Below are 18776 nucleotides of genomic sequence, written 5' to 3'. Positions count from 1 at the left end.
TTCCCACAACCGCAAGCTCGGTCTCCGGCTGGGCGGCGAGCGGAGCATCACAGGCCTGAAATCCAAACTGGCTGTTTCTCGCCATTCCGTGATAAGCCGACAGCCTCATCTGAGGAGCCATATGACCGACCGCCTTGTAGCCGATGACGCAGAGCAGCCTGAGGGCCTGATCCGCGCCGCAGAACTCCTGCGCGACGGTCGACTTGTCGCGTTCGGGACGGAGACGGTCTACGGCCTTGGCGCGGATGCGACGAACCCACTCGCGGTGGCCCGCATCTTCGAAGCCAAAGAACGGCCCCGGTTCAATCCGCTCATCAGTCATTTTCCGGATAGCGAGTCCGCCTTCAAACAGGTCGTGGCAACACCTCTGGCCCGCAAGCTGGCGGAGAAATTCTGGCCCGGCCCGTTGACCCTCGTGCTGCCCCGCCACCCAGACGGCGAAATCTGCGACCTCGCCGCCGCCGGTCTGCCGACAGCAGCAGTGCGCGTTCCGGCGCAGGACACCGCGCTCGCGCTCCTGCGTGCCTTGGGACGACCGGTTGCGGCTCCCTCCGCCAATCGCTCCGGCGCGGTGAGTCCGTCCGACGCAGACCATGTGATGGACGGGCTGGCCGGACGCATTGACGCGGTGCTCGACACCGGCCCGTGCGCCGTCGGCGTGGAAAGCACTATTCTGGATTTGTCCGGCGACACGCCCCGTCTGCTTCGGCCGGGCGGCGTGACTGTCGAGGACATAGAAACCGTCATCGGCCCTGTGGAACGCCATCATGATGCGCGGGAAGCCAACGCGCCCATCGCTCCCGGCATGTTGACCTCTCACTATGCGCCCGGCCTGCCCGTGGCTCTCGATGTCCGGTCAGTACAGCCCGACGAGGCGCTGCTGGCTTTCGGTCCCCCGCTGACCGGCGCGCGCGTGTTGTGGAATCTCAGCGAGACCGGTCATCTGGATGAGGCGGCCTCGCGGCTGTTCGCGGGCCTGCGTGCTCTTGATCGTCAGGGAACGCAGGCGGGATGCAGCCGGATTGTCGTGCAGCCCATTCCCGATACCGGACTTGGCCTCGCCATCCGTGATCGTCTCGGTCGTGCGGCCGCCCCTCGTCCGGATGCTGATGCCTGTCAGGACGCCCCTTCGACACAGGAGCATCACGTCGCATGAGCGACTCGTTTGATCCGAAAGAGCTGAAAGTCCTCTCCGATATTCTGGCTCTGGTGCTGGAAGATCAGGCCGGTCAGTCGGAAGCCGCTCTTTCCGCTCTGCGCGCACGGGCACAACGCAACAAGATCACCGGCGGGGCGCTCAAGAATCTTTTCACGGCGATTGCCCCGAATCCCCCCAAGCGAGCCAGCACGACAGCCCCTCGTCCCCGCGCTTCCCGCTCCGCCGCGGCAGGCGATGTGCAACTGGAACGGCAGCGTGTGCGGGAATTGTCGGAAAACCTGAACCGGCTCGATCTGGAACTCCGCAACGTGCGGGCATCCAATGCGTCGTTGAAAGCGGAGCTATTTCTGACCCAGCAGGCGCGGGCGGAAACCCAGAGTCTCCTGGTGGCGGCACAATCAGCCACGCATACCCGCTTCGGCCTGATCGGCATGGTTCTGCTGGTCGGCTGCATCGCCGGGGTCGCGGGCGGCGAACTGTTCCACTCGCTGAAGCCTGTCCCGCATCATGTCCCCAATGCCGTCTACCTTCATTAGAAAATACGACGCGAGCTGCCTTGTCTGTATCCCTTGCAAACAGGGCCCGATTCATTTTTTTCTGGAAGAGTAAAGAAGCAAAAAGACTTTTACTCGTCAGGAAAGCCGTCTGCTACGCAGTCAGGCCGCACTCTGATCTGGTAAGGTTTTCTGGCGTTTTTTCAAAAAAGAACAGAGAACAGCGCCGATTTCAGTTCTGAGTCCTTCGGCATTATACAACACCCTTCAGGCCCCTATTCGGACAAACCAGCATGACCAGTCTTCCTCCCGCCCTGCTCGCCGCTCTGGAAAAGACCCTCGGCCCCGGCGGTCTGCTGACGGAAGCCAGCGACATGACCCCCTATCTGACGGACTGGCGCTCCCTGTTCCACGGCAAAGCCTGCGCCGTCGCACGTCCGGCCAGCACGGAGGCCTGCGCGGAAGCCGTGCGTCTATGCGCAGAGCATAATGTCCCGGTCGTGCCGCAGGGCGGCAACACCAGCATGGTCGGCGGCGCGACTCCCGATGAGACAGGCCACGCGCTGGTCATCATCACCAGCCGCATGAACAGGGTGCGCGAGATCGACCCGATCGACAACACGATGGTTGTGGAAGCGGGCGTAACGCTGAAAGCCGCGCAGGACGCCGCGACCGCCGCCGGACTGATGCTGCCGCTGTCCATTTCCTCGGAAGGTTCGGCCGAGATCGGCGGCGTGCTCGCCACCAACGCGGGCGGCAACAACACGGTGCGTTACGGCAACGCGCGCGAACTGGTGCTTGGACTCGAAGCCGTGCTGCCGGACGGTCAGATTCTCGATGTGATGCGTCGCCTTCGCAAGGACAACACCGGCTACGCGCTGCGCCAGCTTTTCATCGGCTCGGAAGGCACGCTCGGTCTCATCACCACTGCGATTCTCCAGCTCCAGCCAAAGCCTAAATCCATCGAGGCCGCCCTGTGTGCCGTCGCAGACGCCAAAGGCGCGCTGGCCCTGTTCTCTGCTTTCCGCAACACGGAGCCAAGCGCGATACAGGCGTTCGAATTCATGTCCGGCCTGAGCATGAACCTCGTCAACACGCTGATACCCGATGCCTCCCTGCCGCTGTCCGAATCCGCACCTGCCTATGTGCTGGTGGAGCTGGCCAGCCCGCGTGAAGGCGGCGCCCTGCGCGAACTGATGGAAGAAGTCTTGGGCAAGGCCTTCGAGGACGGGCTGGTCAGCGACGCCGTGCTGGCGGAAAGCGAGACGCAGCGTCTGGCGTTCTGGAAGCTGCGCGAAGAGCACGCTGACGCGCAAAAACGTGCGGGCGCCTCCGTGAAGAACGATGTTTCCGTGCCACTCTCCGCCATCCCCACTTTCATCGCGCGCGCCACGGAGGCCTGCGAGACACTGATTCCGGACATCCGTGTCGCCCCGTTCGGCCATATCGGCGACGGCAACATTCACTTCAACCTCGTCCAGCCGGAAGGCGCGGACGGCAAGGCGTTTCTCGCCCGCGATCACGAAATGATGGACACCGTGGCGAACATCGTGAAGGAGCTAGGCGGTTCTTTCTCCGCCGAGCACGGCGTCGGGCAGCTCAAGACCTACATGATGCCCGGCTGGCGTGGTGGAGCGGAACTGGACATGATGCGGCGTATCAAGGGCGCAGTAGACCCTGAGGGCATCATGAATCCGGGGAAAATTTTTCCGACGACCTGAATGCAAACCCTCCCTGTCGAAAATTTCTTTTCAAGACAGGGAGAATCCTCATCCAGCCGGTTTCAGTTTCAGAAGAGCCGCCCCGAAACAGGCAAAGATGCCACCCGTGATCCGGTTGAACCATTTCCTGACTGTAACGCGCATCAAAAAACGTGACAGTGATCGTCCTCCGAAAGCGTAGACGCCATACCAAAACCCTTCGATTGCGGCAAAGGTCACAATCAGGATCAGGAATTGTAAAAAATGCGGCTTTCCGACATTGATGAACTGAGGAAGAAACGCAGCAGAAAACAGAATCAGTTTCGGGTTACTGATTCCCACCGCAAAGCCGGTGCGAAAAAGTGTAAGCTTGGAAAGCCTCTTCCTGCTTTCACTGGATTGAACCGAAACAGATGAAACTGGCGCACACCAAGCCTTTACACCCAGCAGGATCAAATAAGCAGCCCCCATATAGCGCAAGATATCGAACACTCCGGGAAGCGCCAAAAGGAGGGCCGCCAGTCCAAATGCAGACGCCAGCAGCATCAGCACGACCGCTGCGATACAGCCCAACATTGCCATAACACTGCGCTGTAACCCGACTTCGAGGCTGCGGGTCATGATGTGCAGCATGTTGGGACCCGGTGTTCCTGAAAGCAGGAAAACCGTTGCGACAAAAAGCCACCATGAATGGAGAGACATCTGTCCAATAATCCTGTCTTTTAGACCTGAGCGGCAGATTATCATGGACAGAAGCAGAAGGACATTTCAGGACGACCGGAACCCTCATGCGTTCCATCGTCCTGAAGACTTCGCCGTAAAGTTTTCAGTAAGCGAAGCTGACTTCACCCATGAACATCCGCCCAGCCGCAGGCGTGGCACGGTTGGAGAAAAGACTCTGGTAATTCAGACGGTTGGCAAGATTATAACCATTCATTGATAGTTTCCAATGCTGATCAAAGCGGTGCGAGACCATCGCGCTGAAGTCCAGATTTGATGGCACACGATATGTGTTAGCGGCATCAAGCCACACACGCTGACGCCATGTCACACCACCACCGACCGTGAAATTGTAAGGCGTATTCGGGAAGGCGGCATAAGCTGTCCACAACGTCGCCTGATTATGCGGAACATACTGGATATTCTTGCCACGATTGGCAGCCGTTGCAGAATATGTGGTCGAACTATCGTAAAGAGCATAGGTTGCAGAGATATTCCATCCCGGCAGAATGATACCGCCGACGGAAAGCTCCAGTCCCTGATTCCTCTGACGATCCGATGAACCCTCAATAGTTCCGGTAACAGGATCAGCATTCAGGGCATTTCCTTTTTCCAGACGGAACAGGGAGCCCGTCACACCCATGCGACCATTCAGCAGGCTGTATTTCGCGCCCACTTCATAAAGCTGGGATTTTTCAGGACTGGCAAAAGAATTTGTTCCGGGACGGATCGGAACCGACCCATTGGTAACATACATACCCATCGGCGTGGTCGAACTGGACCATGTGAAATAATACATCTGATGATCATCAGGTGTAAGCATCAGGCTAACATTAGGATTGAAAACACCGGTCGTATCATGAAAGTGCTGGTCAGGGTTGGTCGCGACATCACCACCCTTGAGATTATAACTTGTCTGCCACCGATCCCACCGGAAACCTCCTTTTATTGACAACCATTTTGTGAACCATATCTGATCGAACAGGAAGAGGCCCGTATCAAATCCATAACCACTGCTGTCGGCTTTCGCACCAAGCGATCCCAGCGCCACCAGACCGGCCGGATTGGCATCGCCGGACACCATATTCAAATTGCCGACATGTGGATTGGGATTGACCAAACTGGCATAGGCTTTGGGGTTCAGATAGGTCGACTGGGCCCGTACGTCATTCACACGTTCGATATCGAAACCAGCCACAAGCTGATGTTTTAGAAAACTGGTGTTGAAATTGGCGACCACGGACGCCACGTTCTGTACCGACCAGCTTCTCTGCTGATACGGCAATGGCGCGAAATATGTTCCGCCTCCTTTTCCGTTCCCGGCGCCAGATGGCCCTGAACGGGCCACCAGTGCATCCGAAGGGTCGCCCAGAAAGTAGTTATTGACGCAGGTGGCGTCACAGGTCGCCTTGGAGGCAGCAAAAGTCCGATAATATTCGCCGCCACGCAAATCGTTATAAACCGTGATGTTGTCGTTAACCTTGTAGGTGAAACGTGCTGTTTCCATGTTGTCATTTGTCGAATTCTGATCGCTGTCAGTGCCGTACCAGTTCGTCCGACGGATACCGTATTCCGTAATAGGTTTTCCGACTGTAGATCCCGGCTTTTTCACGACAGGCACGCCAAAATCGGGAACAGAGTTTTCCTGCTGGTGCATGTATTGCAACACCAGTGTCGCACGTGACCCCAGACCAAACGCAATCGACGGCGCAATACCCCAACGATGCGAATAGATATAATCACGGCCTACGATATTATGCTCATCGCCCATGCCGGTAATTCGGAAGGCCGTTGTGGCGTCGAGCCGCTGGTTCACATCCAGAGTGCCTCGATAATAGCTGCCTGAGCCACCATTGAATTCCGCCCGGTAATGATTATCGAGACCGGGCGTCTTGGTCACCATGTTGATGGCGCCGCCCGTTGTCCCGTTTCCGAAAACTTCAGAAGAAGGTCCCTTTATCACGGACACCGATTCGAAATTGAAAGAGTCTCTTGAATAAACACCAAAATCACGAAGCCCGTCTTCGTAGATATCGTTCTGCGCCTGAAAACCACGGATCAGAAACTGATCGCCGTTCATGCCCCCCGCGCCTTCACCAATCGAAGCCGTCACGCCAGGTACATTCCGGAGCGCCTCATCAAGCGATTTGACATTCTGCTGCTGCATCAGAGCCTGAGGGACCACGTTTATGTTCTGAGGCGTATGCATCACATCCTGAGGCATACGCGAGAGGCCAACTGACGCATGCATTGTGTTGAAACCATGACCGGTCACAGTCAGTTGTTCATCACCATGAGCCATGACGCGGCCATCAAGCACGGCTCCGACTTTAGTCAGTTTTCCTGCTTCTGGAACCGTCGAGTCCTGTGATTTCCCAGAGCGTTTGCGCCCCTTGTCGTCTTTATGCGCTCCCGTATCCGAACCGTAAGCCTGAGTTGTAATCAACAAAGTTCCTACCATGGAAAGCGGCTTCATATATGCGCGGATCAAATCACTCACCTGTGGCCTCTCTTTAATATCCAAGGACGACAGCCCACCAACTAACGATATTGCGAATTATTTGCAACAAGAGGAAATGCATTCCTTAACATACTGATACTTTTTTGCAACAGTTCGCCATGAAGGTGTATTTCAAATTTCCATAAATATATTCAGGAAAACTTTTATCGTAAGCTGTAAAAAACCTCACTGAGGCCGACCAGCCTTATTCGCTCCGTCCTGAAACCCAGAGCGATTTAGCGGCACAACTCCACCAATTACCCACTTATGGAAAAATGGATATCCAATCGGAGCACGCACACTGTTGTCTGAAAAACCACACGGCCTTATCCGCCAGCAAGTCAGGACTGTCCGCGTCCGGCCATGAATGATAAACAGGACGGGTGACAATGACCGACTCTCCCACCACACCCACTCCGACCGCTGACGGCTCACTCCTCGGCGTCTCTCTGCGTCAGCCGCCGTCCAATGTGGACGCCGAACAGGCGCTCCTTGGCGCGCTGCTGACCAACAACAAGGCCTATGACCGCGTCTCGGACTTCCTGACCGGCGCCCACTTCGCCAATAGGGTGAACGGCGCGATCTATGACGCCATCGCCAAGCGCATCGAGGCCGGGATGCTGGCCGATCCGGTCACGCTCCGCGCCACGCTGGAAAATTCCGGGATTCTGGATGAAGTCGGCGGCCTTCCCTACCTCGCCCGACTGCTGACGGCGACGGTCGGCATCATCAACGCCGGCGACTATGGCAGGGCGATTCAGGACGCGTGGATTCGGCGTCAGTTGATCGATATCGGCGAGACGATCGTCAACAGCGCCTTTGGCAGCAATGACCTTGACGGGCAGGACCAGATCGCCGCCGGTGAGGAGCAGCTTTTCCGGCTGGCCACCGACAAGGGGCAGGATGGCGGCTTCACCGGCTTCGACCGGGCGCTCGCCTCCGCCATCGAAACCGCCGAAAAAGCCTTTCGCAACGAAGGCGATGTGTCCGGCCTTACCTCCGGCCTGCGCGACTTCGACAAGAAGACCGGCGGCCTGCATCCGTCCGATCTGCTGATCCTCGCCGGCCGTCCCGCCATGGGCAAGACCGCGCTCGCCACCAAGATCGCTTTCTCCGCCGCCCGCGCCCTGCTTAACGCTGCCCGCGACAAGGGCGAAGGCGTGCAGCCGGACGGTGCCGTCGCGATCTTCTCGCTCGAAATGTCGTCCGAACAGCTCGCAACACGTATTCTCTCCGAGCAGGCCGAGGTCTCCGGTGAGCGCATCCGTCGTGGCGATATCGGGCAGAAGGAGTTCGACCGGTTTGTGCGCGTCAGCCGCGAACTGACCCAGCTTCCACTGGTGATCGACGACACCCCCGCCATTTCCCTCTCCGCCATGCGGACGCGTTGCCGTCGTCTGAAACGGACCAAGGGGCTAAGCCTCGTCGTCGTGGATTATCTCCAGCTCATGCGGCCCGCCGTCGGCACGCGACCGGACAACCGCGTGCTCGAAATCTCGATGATCACGCAGGGCCTGAAAGCCATCGCCAAGGAACTGGAAGTGCCGGTCATCGCCCTGTCCCAGCTCTCCCGTCAGGTGGAAAGCCGTGAGGACAAGCGTCCGATGCTCTCCGATCTGCGTGAATCAGGCTCGATCGAGCAGGACGCCGACGCCGTGATGTTTGTCTATCGTGACGAATATTACCTTCAGCAGCGTGAGCCGAAAGAAACGGCTTATGACTCGTCTGATAAATATCAGGCCGCTCTTGAAGACTGGGGTCGCAAGATGGAACTGGTCCACAACAAGGCGGAACTGATTCTTGAAAAGCAGCGTCATGGACCGACAGGCACCGTACAGCTTTACTTCGAAGGCCAGTACACGCGCTTTGCGGATTTGGACACGGTGCATGAAGATTATGGACGATAAAAGAGCGGAAAATCATCAAAAGAAGCGGGAGTATTTTTTATCGGTATTAAGGTAACGATCATTTCTGAACGGAACAGTTCCCCATGAGTTGTTCCGTCGCGCTCCCCCGCTTTGTTGCCCATCCATTGAAAATATAATATTTACCGGAAAATTATAATCTTTCTGGTGATATATGCCGATTTTTATAGCATCAATAATCTTAATTTATATCATATTCCAATATTTTCACCAGATTGTAGAAGTGGGATTTATCCTGCTGACAGGCTTCATTGCCTACAAACTACTGACGAAGCCGTCAGCAAGACCACCCGCAAACAGAGAAACATTTACCTCCACCAAGACTCCGGCTGCCTACCCGCCTCCGCCACCTCCCGAACCGGATGGAGACCTTGTCGCCGATCTCAGCGATGACGAACCTCCTGCGGAAGCCGTCATCGCGGCAGTCTCCGATGCCTTCGAAAATGAACAGGCCATTGCAAAAGGTCAGGAAGGAGAAAGACGGGTCAACCGCGTTCTGCAAGCGCTGGGGCGTCCCTACCTCTCCAATGTTTACCTCCGAGACGAACTGGGCGAACTCACGCAGATAGACCATCTGGTCAAAATGCAGTGGGGCATCGTCGTCATTGAAACCAAGACCTACGGAGGATTTATTTCGGGCACAGCTAACCCAGACAGATGGAAACAGAGTTTCAGAAAGTTCGGCAGCAGGAAGTATTACCTCTTTCAGAATCCCTTTCGTCAGAATTACCGCCATATCTGCGTTGTGCAGTATGTTTCAGGACTACAGAAGAATGTCTTCTCCCGTGTCGTGCTGGCAGGTGATGCCCGAACGAGTCTGTTCATCCACAAGCAGGTTATCCGCCTGCGCGGACTGAAGTCTGAACTACAGAAACGTCCAGAAAACGCTCCCAATATTGATTTTACCAACCTCGATCTGGCCTGGAACCGTTTGAGACGACAGGCAAAGGCCAATGAGGGCTGCAAGGCCGAGCATCTCGGCGCTGTTAAGGCGCGCTCTTTCCAGACAGAGTGATCCATCTCTATTAACGCTCCGGACGACCATACCGAGCGTGAAGATGCGTCATTGCCGGGGGTAGGCATCATATCATTTGAATGAACGTCCACATTCCTTATTCATGACAGGCGTTACCCAGCCCTTCTCAGGCAGCGTCCCGCAAGACCTTCCCCGTATTGCATTTCAGAAAAACCAGCCTCTGCGTTCTGTTCAATGCCGGGGGTGCCGGAAAACAAACGCTTCCGTCTTCGCAGACTGGCCGCCCTAATCAGGCGCTCCAGCGAAATCTCTTTGCCAGACCGATGCCTGCTGCTCGGGAGGCCTGACATTGCACGACGCCAGATAAACCCCGATCGTGAAGGTCGCATTGGCCAGAGTGTTAAACCATGCCGCCAGAGCGTAATGCGCGTCCACAGTTGAGCCCTGCCAGGCGGAATAGACCAGAAACACCATGGAGATCGGTCGCAGGCCGAGAAACATGGTCCTCAGGGGATTGACGAAGCCGGGCCGGACCAGCGACCGGACCCGGTTTACGCCAAGGTAGAATGACACCCAGAGAACCCAGATCAGTATGTCGAACATGGCGCTGAACGGGTCCATGCCCAACAGGAAGATCATCGCTGCGGTTGCCGCTCCCGACAGCATGAGAGAGCCGAACAGAAGACTCATCCCCGCTTCAAAGGCAGGGAGCCGCTCAGGCAGGCGGTCCGCCAGCGGCTGGAAGACCCGATCCAGAATCCAGAGATCTATCCGGGTTATGCCTTCACCGACTGTCATCCCATGTCTCTCGTAATGTCTTCCCCCCTGTCAGGCCTCGCCTTCCGGTGTCTTCTGATCAACAGCCTGCGGAAGAAAGTGACTCAACGCCGGCAGCAGGGTCTCGGCCGGAAGACCGGTTTTTGACACCAGCGCCTGCACTTGCGCGCTGCCCAGAATGTTACGGATTTCATCAGGGGAAACCGGCAGGTTGTCTCCTTTGCCGATCCATGAGCGCACCTTGTCGCCCAGACCGGCCTCATCTGCCTTGGCAACCAGGGTCTGTATCATCTCCGGCTGAAGCAGTGACTGAATCTGCTCTGCCAGCTTTTCGTGAAGGTCCACCCCTAACGCGCTGCTCACCTTGCCGACAAGATTATCAAAAATACTCATTGAGTAGGCTCCCTGTTCCGCACGAAGACACCGCTGCTGGAAGTGCAACTCTGCCACACAGCAAGATTACCCCACTTCACATGCATTGGCGACAGATCACAACTGCGTTATACTCACAAACCTCATATTGAGCAGGATTTCGCGAGGGAAATGCCTGATATGCGGCCAGCCCTACAAGACACGGGGCAAAGTTTCGTTATCCATGATCCGACTCCCTGCTCTCTGTTTCAGGCAAAACCGTGCCCGCGCTTCCCGGAATCCCACTCTTTCTGATCAAGCGTGTGCCCTTCCTGAGCCATCTGCGCCCTATAAGGCAGCCGGGAGAGTCGCGTAACACCGCTTTACGCTGGCTGTACGCCCCATCCCCCGCGGCGCTGGGATTCGCGGTCCGCACCACCATCGCGGCGATGATGTCACTGATCATCGCGATGTGGATGGAACTGGACGACCCGCAATGGGCGCCCATGACCGTCTGGATCGTGGCGCAGGGGTCGCGCGGCGAAAGCCTGTCCAAATCCCGATGGCGTATCGTCGGAACCGCTATCGGCGTGATCATGTCCATCGCGCTGATCTCGGCGTTCCCCCAATATCCGTGGCTGTTCTTTCCCGCACTCGCCATCTGGCTCGGGCTGTGCTGCGCGCTCGCCACACTGGTCCATAATTTCCGGTCCTACGCCCTTGTTCTGGCAGGCTACACGACCGCCATCATCGCGCTAGGCGCCGTCAATGACCCGGAAAACGTCTTTCTGGTGGCCATGTCCCGCGCCACCTACATTATCCTCGGCATCGGCTGCGAGGCACTTCTGGCCGGTCTTTTCGCCCATAATCTGGCCGATACGGCGCGTTCCAACATCCGCTCCAAGCTTCGCACCGCCCTGACGAGTGTTTCCGAAGCCCTCTCCAGTCTGCTTGAAGGGAATCAGGCCGCCCTGATCAAGTCGCGCACCCTGTTCGGCCCACTGCTGTCGATCAACGATCAGATCGAATTCAGTGAAGTGGAGATGGGGCCGCACGGCCATGAAGGCGACCATGCCCGCGCTGCTCTCGCCGCCGTATCCGTTCTGTTGTCGCGTGGCCTCGGCATGACGGTCCGTCTCCAGTCGCTGGACCGGGCCCAGCCTGTCTTCGAGCGCACCGCTCTCCTCACACGCACGTTTCTGGAAACCGTACCGCCCCGGCTCGATACGGATGAGAATGTCGAGCTGGTCCGGCATGATCTGTCGCTTCTGCGCGCCGAATGTCGCCAGCGCATTGTCGACGCCCTGACCGAAGAAATCGCCATCGGCGACCGCACGGCCAAGGACCCCCGTATTCCGGGCCTGCTGGATCAGCGCATCCTGCATAACGCGCTGGATGAGCTTCTGGCGGAGCTCGACATCGCCCTGAAGGAGTTCAAGGCGAGTCATACCGTCATTCCCGGCGATCATTTCCGTTTCCGTTTGCAGTCACATCGTGACTGGCGCGAGGCGGCCTATAACGGCGTGCGGGCCGCCGCCGCGACTCTGGCGTCCGCCCTGCTCTGGGAAATCACGGCGTGGCCGACCGGACTCGGGTTTGTGACATTCGTGACACTGGTCTGCGGCCTGTTCGCCACACGGGAAAATCCCGTTCTCGCCACATCCAACTTTCTCAAGGGCAGCATCTGGGCCGCGGTCGTCTCGTTCTTCCTTGTCTTCCTGATCGTGCCGCGCATGTCGGAATACGAGACGCTGATCGCGGCCATGTTCATTCCCAGCGTGGCAGGCGGTCTCGCAGCCCGCAACACCGCCACGGCGCTTCACGCCGCCGCCTATACCCTGCTTCTCCCGAATTTCGTGCATACGTGGAATCAGGGCCGCTGGAACGAGATCGGCTGGTTCAACTCGACGGGCGCCATTCTGCTGGGCGTCGCCTTCGCCGTGGCGATCTTCCGTCTCGTGCTGCCTTTCAATGCAGCCGACGAACGCTGGAGAATGCGCCGGACCATGCTGCAGGATTTGCGTACGCTGGCCGCTGCAAAACCCATTCCGCAGACACAGGACTGGACCGGACGCAACATCGACCGATTCGCGCGCGTCATCCGGCATGCCGGTCCCACGCCCTCTCCCACCATCGAGGGCTACCTGCAGGGCACTCTGGCCGCCATGACCATCGGTCTCAACATCATCCGCCTCCGCAATGTTCAGGCCCGCAACCTGTTGCCGCCACAGGCCCGACAGGCCGTGCAGGCGACGCTGAACCGGATGAGCCAGTTCACCGGCAAATATGACCGCGCCTCCACCACCGCCCGTCGCGCCACAGCCATCCTGCGCCAGATCGAGGCACGGGAAGAAAACATCACCATCCGTATCGAACTGACCCGCGCCATCGCCTATCTGATCGTCGTCTCACATGAGCTGGACGCCAATCATGTCTTTCTCGACGCCTCCAAGCGCTTCAAGGTGTAAGCTTCGCTTTCCATCAAAATTATCTTTCTTCGTAAAACATCCTCTTTTCCCGGGCGTTGAAACTGTCTGATACCAGCGCGGTCTGGCGCAAAAAGGAAAAGAGTATGTCACGAAAGACCTGGATTTACGGGCTTGGCGGCGCGGTCGCCATCATCCTCATCGGGGGCGGCCTCTGGGAAACCGTTCTGCAAGGTGAGCATGCGACGCTGCCCGTGGCGGAAGGCTCCGGGCCCCGACCGACACTCCCCGCTCCCGTCTCCAGACTGGTTCCCACGATCAATGTCGCCTCACCCATCGGATGGCAGGACAGCGCTCACCCTGTGGCGGCAGCCGGACTGACGGTCACAGCGTATGCAACCGGGCTGGACCATCCCCGCTGGCTGTACAAATTGCCCAACGGCGACATACTGGTGGCGGAGTCCGAGTCACCGGGCACAGATGCACGCTCTTTCAAAAGCGTATTTGCCAGCTTTTTCATGAAAAAGGCCGGAGCAGGCGGCAAAAGTCCCGACAGGATCATGTTGCTGAGGGACTCCAGACAGACGGGGCAGGCCGATATACGCGAGGTGTTTCTTGAACATCTCCACTCTCCGTTCGGAATGGCTCTGATCGGGGACGATCTCTATGTCGCCAATGCTGATGCGATCGTGCGTTTCCCCTATCACGAGGGCGAAACACATATTAGCGCGCCGGGCGAGAAAATCGTCGATCTTCCATCGGGCTATAATCACCACTGGACCAAGAACATCCTTGCTGCTCCCGATGGACAGTCCCTGTTCATAACAGTCGGGTCCAACAGCAATGTTGCGGAAAATGGCATGGAGGTGGAAAAGGATCGGGCGCGTATTCTGCGTCTGGATCTTGCGAGCCGCACCCTGACAGCTTACGCCACGGGCCTGCGCAACCCCAACGGACTAGCATGGGAACCGCAGACAGGGGCTCTCTGGGTTGCTGTGAATGAGCGGGACGAGATCGGCAGCGATCTGGTGCCGGACTACGTCACGAGCGTAAAGGAAGGCGCGTTCTACGGCTGGCCCTACAGTTATTATGGCCAGAACGTCGATGTCCGTGTGCAACCCGAAAATCCCACACTGGTCACGCAGGCAGTCGTACCTGATTATGCGATCGGTCCGCATACCGCGTCTCTTGGCCTTTCGTTTTCAATGGACGCACAGGCTTTGCCGACCGACTGGCGCAGCGGCCTGTTCATTGCCCAGCACGGCTCATGGAACCGGCGGCCCAAGAGTGGTTACAGGGTGATCTATGTACCTTTTGCAGATGGAAAACCTTCTGGTACACCAAAGGATGTTCTGACCGGCTTTCTCACGGCCGATGAAGAGCATGTGCATGGACGTCCTGTTGGCCTTGCTCTGGACAGGGGCGGCGCACTGCTGGTGGCTGATGATGTCGGCAATACGATCTGGCGTGTAGCAGCAGCATCGGCCCAGTAAGGGCCGTTCCGCAGGGTGTTTGGTCTGTTGTGAGTCCGACACCCTGCCGAAGCTCAGGCCGTGAAATTTTCAATTGGTGTTGCGAAATATTATATAGATATGCGGTTTTCAGGAAATAATGACTTCCGGCAATAGGCTTGCCGTTATAAATGCCGCGTCTAAAAAGCATGCATAGACTCAGCCATTCAGTTTCAGAACGAAACAGACTAAATTCGATAGTCTATATCAAAATATCTTTTAATGATAAAATATTTTTATAAATTATGTGCTTCATGGATTTATTCAAGTACAAACACCCGTCAGCGTGAGAATCTTCGTCATCATGCCGCCTTTCGAGCGGCCTGTGGCCTGACTCTGAGTCCCCCTTTTACGCCTTGACCATGACGATGAATCTTTACGATCGTTGTATCAGCCATAGCGTATTCCATGTCCGGATCACCGGAAAGAGCATCGAAAATCCGTTTGAAAACATTGGCATTCCTCCAGTCACTGAAGCGACGAAAGGCCGTGCTCCAGTTGCCGAACAGGGCAGGCAGATCACACCATATACTTCCCGTTCGGACAATCCACAGCACCGCTTCCATGACAAGACGGTTGTCCCGACTGCTCCGTCCCGGATCAGCAGGTTTGCCAAGGCAATAGGGGTCAATCAGGGCCCATTGGGCGTCTGTCAGCATAAAGTGGTTCCAGCCAAAGCTTGAATCATAAATCAAGCATCAGGTGAATCCCCACAGACCCTAAACAACACTCTTTCAGTTCTTCCATTCCGTAAAAATTAACGACAATTAACGGTTACCCTATTATCACACTGTTTAATAATGATAATTATTTTTTGTCAGAACAGCGAAACTTACCAAAACAAAAACACAATCATTTGAAATGTTATTGAATGGTTAATAACATCAATTTACTTTTCACTTTTTGTTTATTGTTTACCTTTTGGCATCCTTATGGCAAAGTGGTTGCGTAGATCAAAAAATGAACAACAAACAGGATTACGAGGTTACAATGGTCTCGAATGCTTCAGGCAATGCCTACAAGACAATTCTGTTCGATGATGAAAATACATCGACGAATCTTACATCAGGTCAAAGCTACATTGTTCAGAATATCGGCAGCAGCGCCGCCGATCTAACTGTCTGGTTCAATAATTCAGCTTTTATATTTGGCAAAATCGATATAGCTATCAAAGGATCGAACAGTACAATCAACTACGCTTCATCCACAGCAGACAGCAATCTGACAATTTCCGGAAATTATAATACAATTATAGACTTTTCTGGGACGGTAAACGCCTCAGGTTCTATTAAAAACACATTCATCGATGCTACCGGCAATCTTACTACCGGAGCTTATACCAGCTTCCTCAATGCCAATGGTGCTACCATTGTAGCAGGAGCGAAATCTCAGTTCATACAATCCTCCAACAGCACCATCACGACAGGTTCCGATTCTGTTTTTGACACGTTCAGTAATGGAACGATCAATGCAGGCATCAAGACAATCGCAAATACAATTTCCGGCTCCGATATCACACTGGGGCGTAACAGTTCGATTGTTACCTTAACCAGTAGCAGCCTGACGACGGACGGTACCGGCACGACTGTCGGCGCATTGAAAGACTCTCAGGTCAACTGGTCCATAGACGATAACGGTGATTTCGCATCAGCCGGTTACGGCAGCTTTTACGTTACCGGCTCAATTCAGGGCACAAACTATATTCACGGCCAGTCTGTTTATGCCTCTTTCGGCAATATGGATGCCAGCGCAAAGCTCATCGTCAACGTATGGGGAACAGGTTCCACCGTTACAGGCGGCCAAGGAAACCAGTCAGTCACCCAGCAGGGCAGCGGCGCGCTGACTTTCATCAGCGCCGCGAGTAACACTGGCGCCTTCACTGCTGCAGGCGGCACTGGCGCTGACACATTCAAGGCTTATAGCAGCATGCAGATGACCGGTGGTACCGGTGCCGGAAATACCTTTGACATCTTCAAGACCGCAGCAGGCGCTACAGATGTCATCAAGGACTTCACAGCCTCGGCCCGTAATGTCATTGGACTGTCCGGCTTCGGTCTCACTCAGGCCGATCTTGGGGCCATCCTGAGCAACACAAGCGTAGATTCTGCTACGGGCGGCACAATACTTCATATTGATAGCCATACAACGCTGCTGCTCTCCGATGTTCATGACAGCAGCTCACTGCAGGCCAGCAGCTTCAAGCTTTCCTGAGTCGCGTTCCGCAAAGCGCGGTTTCAGCTGAAACAGTTTCAGCTGAAACCCTCTATGTGGCCAGAATCAATATTCTTTTCATATATTAGCATTAGAACCAATTAACTATAAAATTTCTTGAATTCTATTTAAAAAAATTAATTTACTATCCGATAAAAAACAAAATTTTATTATGCAAGATATAGGGTAATATTATCACTTCCAGATGCACCAAGGAATGTCACCGCATTCCCATCCGCCAAGCCAACAACAAAATTTCCATTGATAATCTTTTCTGATACCACACCCGTAATGCCAAAATTGGCATCTGCATTCACAACAGCACCAGAAACAGTCACATTACCCGTCTGATCACCCGTAATCAGAATGTGATTCACTCCTCTGGTTACATCGATCTGTAAGGCGCCAGAACCTGCCGTCGAGAGATCAAGGCCTCCCGAACCCGCCACAATACTGACATCTCCAGACCCCGTCGTCACATCCAGACGTCTCGCCCCTCCTGTAATTGTTCCTGATGCATCTGAAGAGGCTAATTGCATGACCTTCAGGGTGGCACTGCCGGAGCCTGTATCCTGAACCTCAAATGTACCTGTGCCTGTTACGTAAAACACCGCATTCCCTGTGCCGGCATCATTGAAAGTTGTATTGCCAGACGCACTCCATACCGAAACCGCACCCTGATTTTGAGAAACGACAGTGTTTGTGCCGCCGTCCAGAGCAACCACTCCGTTGTTGACGACAATATCATTCACCCCCGAGAGAGTACTGGTTACGGAAACAGATGAATTATCCGTCTGACTCGATGTGCTGGTTGTGTCCACCGCACTCAGCACATCCGTTTCGGTTCTATCTGCCGGAGTAACAGCCTGATCTGATGAAACAGTCAGGCTCGGGCTACTGTTCTGTTCTGTTCCCGATGCAATGATGCCGGTCGCTACAGCATCTTCAGCATTCGTAGTATCCGAACTGGAAATTGTCGATGAAGTCCAGGCAACACCAGAACCAGCCTGCGGCAACACTGCTGCACTTAAAGAGCCCGTATCAACGGCCGCGGCAGAGAGCACTTTTTTTACACTCACCTGATCGTCAGTCGTAGAAGTGGTGACACCATCACCCAGAACTGCGGAAGCGCTGGAGCCTGATGCATCAGAAAGTTTTGAAAGATCTGCGAAGACAGCTACTGGAACATCATTTTTCTGAACAGAAGCGGTTTTCGTAGAAATTACATCAGAAACATCAGAACTGAGATAATTTTCCTGACTATCACCAAAAGAGTTTTTATTCTTGTCTTCTGTATGCGTAGACTCCTGTAAACTCACGGCACCTGTCACATCAGAAAGATTTGTCCGCAACACCGCATCAGGAAATGCGGATCCGGTTTGCAACTCCCCAATCTTTTTTTCGTCACGCATCGCGAAGCTGTCGCTGACCGCCTGTGCTTCCCGGTGAAGCGAGAACAGGACGCTTGGCAGAACAACTATGGTTCCATTGTAAAGGCTCGAAGTATGGTCATTGGAAATCGAGGCTGAATAGGCAACCGTTTCAGCAGAGGATATTTCTCTGGAAGCCGAAACCGTAACTGCACGAAGAGCATTCAGAACATCCGAAGCCATTCCTCTGATCGTCAGAAGATCGCTACCACTCCCTGACACCAGCACATCATCAGAAGCTGACGTAGACAGGTCGGCATTTTCGCTGGAAATGGACAGGCTGACTGTAACAGTCTGATCATCAGCTCCCGAGATCACTGTTGAAGAAAAAGGAAAATCACTTTCCCTTTCGACACCGGATGAAGACGGCAGACCACCGAGTGTCGGTGATACCGAAGACTCATCCGCCTGCTGTAGAACATCGTCAAATGAAAACAGTCCGTACTGATCTGTCTCCATCCAAGCTTCACTCGCGTTTTTCTCGAGTGCGCCAGAAGCATTACGACTGATGTTGCTCATGAATTCACATTCCATCAGCACTCCATCTTATTGCATCAGCACATTTTTCATCTACAGATGCAACATCATGGGTGCGG

Annotated in this window: 14 protein-coding genes; 8 read left to right on the top strand and 6 right to left on the bottom strand. The window is 55.2% G+C overall.

Annotation, left to right across the window (positions count from 1 at the left end):
- Positions 1-121: 121 nt before the first annotated feature.
- The 3 genes from LKE90_RS16300 (at position 122) to LKE90_RS16290 (ending at position 3374) form a co-directional block, all read left to right on the top strand.
- Entirely contained in the window at positions 122-1156 is a 1035-nt protein-coding gene (locus LKE90_RS16300) for an L-threonylcarbamoyladenylate synthase (RefSeq protein WP_291494577.1), read from the top strand.
- Positions 1153-1695, top strand: coding sequence for a hypothetical protein (locus tag LKE90_RS16295; protein WP_291494578.1), 543 nt, complete (start codon positions 1153-1155; stop codon positions 1693-1695). Before LKE90_RS16300 ends, LKE90_RS16295 begins: the two co-directional genes overlap by 4 nt.
- 251 nt (positions 1696-1946) lie before the next feature.
- Positions 1947-3374 (top strand): FAD-binding oxidoreductase, encoded by a 1428-nt coding sequence (locus LKE90_RS16290; RefSeq protein ID WP_291494579.1) that lies wholly within the window; start codon positions 1947-1949, stop codon positions 3372-3374.
- Positions 3375-3422: 48 nt separating this feature from the next.
- Here LKE90_RS16290 and LKE90_RS16285 read toward each other — a convergent pair whose 3' ends face one another.
- Both LKE90_RS16285 and LKE90_RS16280 read right to left on the bottom strand, forming a co-directional pair.
- Positions 3423-4055 carry a LysE family translocator gene (locus tag LKE90_RS16285; protein ID WP_291494580.1) on the bottom strand — a complete coding sequence of 211 codons (633 nt, stop codon included), beginning with the start codon at positions 4053-4055 and terminating at the stop codon, positions 3423-3425.
- Between the two features lie 124 nt (positions 4056-4179).
- Positions 4180-6375, bottom strand: a complete 2196-nt coding sequence (locus LKE90_RS16280) for a TonB-dependent receptor (RefSeq protein WP_407066114.1) — start codon at positions 6373-6375, stop codon at positions 4180-4182.
- 587 nt (positions 6376-6962) lie between these two features.
- On the opposite strand from LKE90_RS16280, the gene LKE90_RS16275 reads away from it, so the two are divergent.
- Positions 6963-8480 (top strand): replicative DNA helicase, encoded by a 1518-nt coding sequence (locus LKE90_RS16275; protein WP_291494581.1) that lies wholly within the window; start codon positions 6963-6965, stop codon positions 8478-8480.
- 241 nt (positions 8481-8721) lie between these two features.
- Positions 8722-9513 carry a nuclease-related domain-containing protein gene (locus tag LKE90_RS16270; protein WP_291494582.1) on the top strand — a complete coding sequence of 264 codons (792 nt, stop codon included), beginning with the start codon at positions 8722-8724 and terminating at the stop codon, positions 9511-9513.
- Between the two features lie 246 nt (positions 9514-9759).
- Here LKE90_RS16270 and LKE90_RS16265 read toward each other — a convergent pair whose 3' ends face one another.
- Both LKE90_RS16265 and LKE90_RS16260 read right to left on the bottom strand, forming a co-directional pair.
- Positions 9760-10272 (bottom strand): hypothetical protein, encoded by a 513-nt coding sequence (locus tag LKE90_RS16265; RefSeq protein ID WP_291494583.1) that lies wholly within the window; start codon positions 10270-10272, stop codon positions 9760-9762.
- Positions 10273-10302: 30 nt separating this feature from the next.
- Positions 10303-10644, bottom strand: a complete 342-nt coding sequence (locus LKE90_RS16260) for a YidB family protein (protein WP_291494584.1) — start codon at positions 10642-10644, stop codon at positions 10303-10305.
- A gap of 239 nt (positions 10645-10883) precedes the next feature.
- Between LKE90_RS16260 and LKE90_RS16255 the strand changes: the two genes are divergently transcribed.
- The gene (locus LKE90_RS16255) at positions 10884-13070 is read left to right on the top strand and encodes an FUSC family protein (protein WP_291494585.1); all 2187 of its coding nucleotides are present in this window, start codon (positions 10884-10886) and stop codon (positions 13068-13070) included.
- 104 nt (positions 13071-13174) lie between these two features.
- Positions 13175-14521: a PQQ-dependent sugar dehydrogenase gene (locus tag LKE90_RS16250; protein ID WP_291494586.1), complete on the top strand. Its 1347-nt coding sequence runs from the start codon at positions 13175-13177 to the stop codon at positions 14519-14521.
- Between the two features lie 320 nt (positions 14522-14841).
- Here the strand turns inward: LKE90_RS16250 and LKE90_RS16245 are convergent, their stop codons facing one another.
- The gene (locus LKE90_RS16245; RefSeq protein ID WP_407066113.1) at positions 14842-15198 is read right to left on the bottom strand and encodes a transposase; all 357 of its coding nucleotides are present in this window, start codon (positions 15196-15198) and stop codon (positions 14842-14844) included.
- A gap of 301 nt (positions 15199-15499) precedes the next feature.
- Between LKE90_RS16245 and LKE90_RS16240 the strand changes: the two genes are divergently transcribed.
- On the top strand, positions 15500-16750 hold the full coding sequence (locus tag LKE90_RS16240; protein ID WP_291494587.1) for a hypothetical protein: 1251 nt from the start codon (positions 15500-15502) through the stop codon (positions 16748-16750).
- 170 nt (positions 16751-16920) lie between these two features.
- On the opposite strand, the gene LKE90_RS16235 is transcribed toward LKE90_RS16240, so the two are convergent.
- The gene (locus LKE90_RS16235) at positions 16921-18699 is read right to left on the bottom strand and encodes a hypothetical protein (protein WP_291494588.1); all 1779 of its coding nucleotides are present in this window, start codon (positions 18697-18699) and stop codon (positions 16921-16923) included.
- Between the last annotated feature and the right edge of the window lie 77 nt (positions 18700-18776).

Origin of the sequence: Acetobacter sp. (assembly GCF_022483985.1) — a bacterium.
GTDB lineage: Bacteria > Pseudomonadota > Alphaproteobacteria > Acetobacterales > Acetobacteraceae > Acetobacter.
Note: the sequence above shows the minus strand (reverse complement) of the source record. Positions and strands in the feature narration are given on the sequence as shown.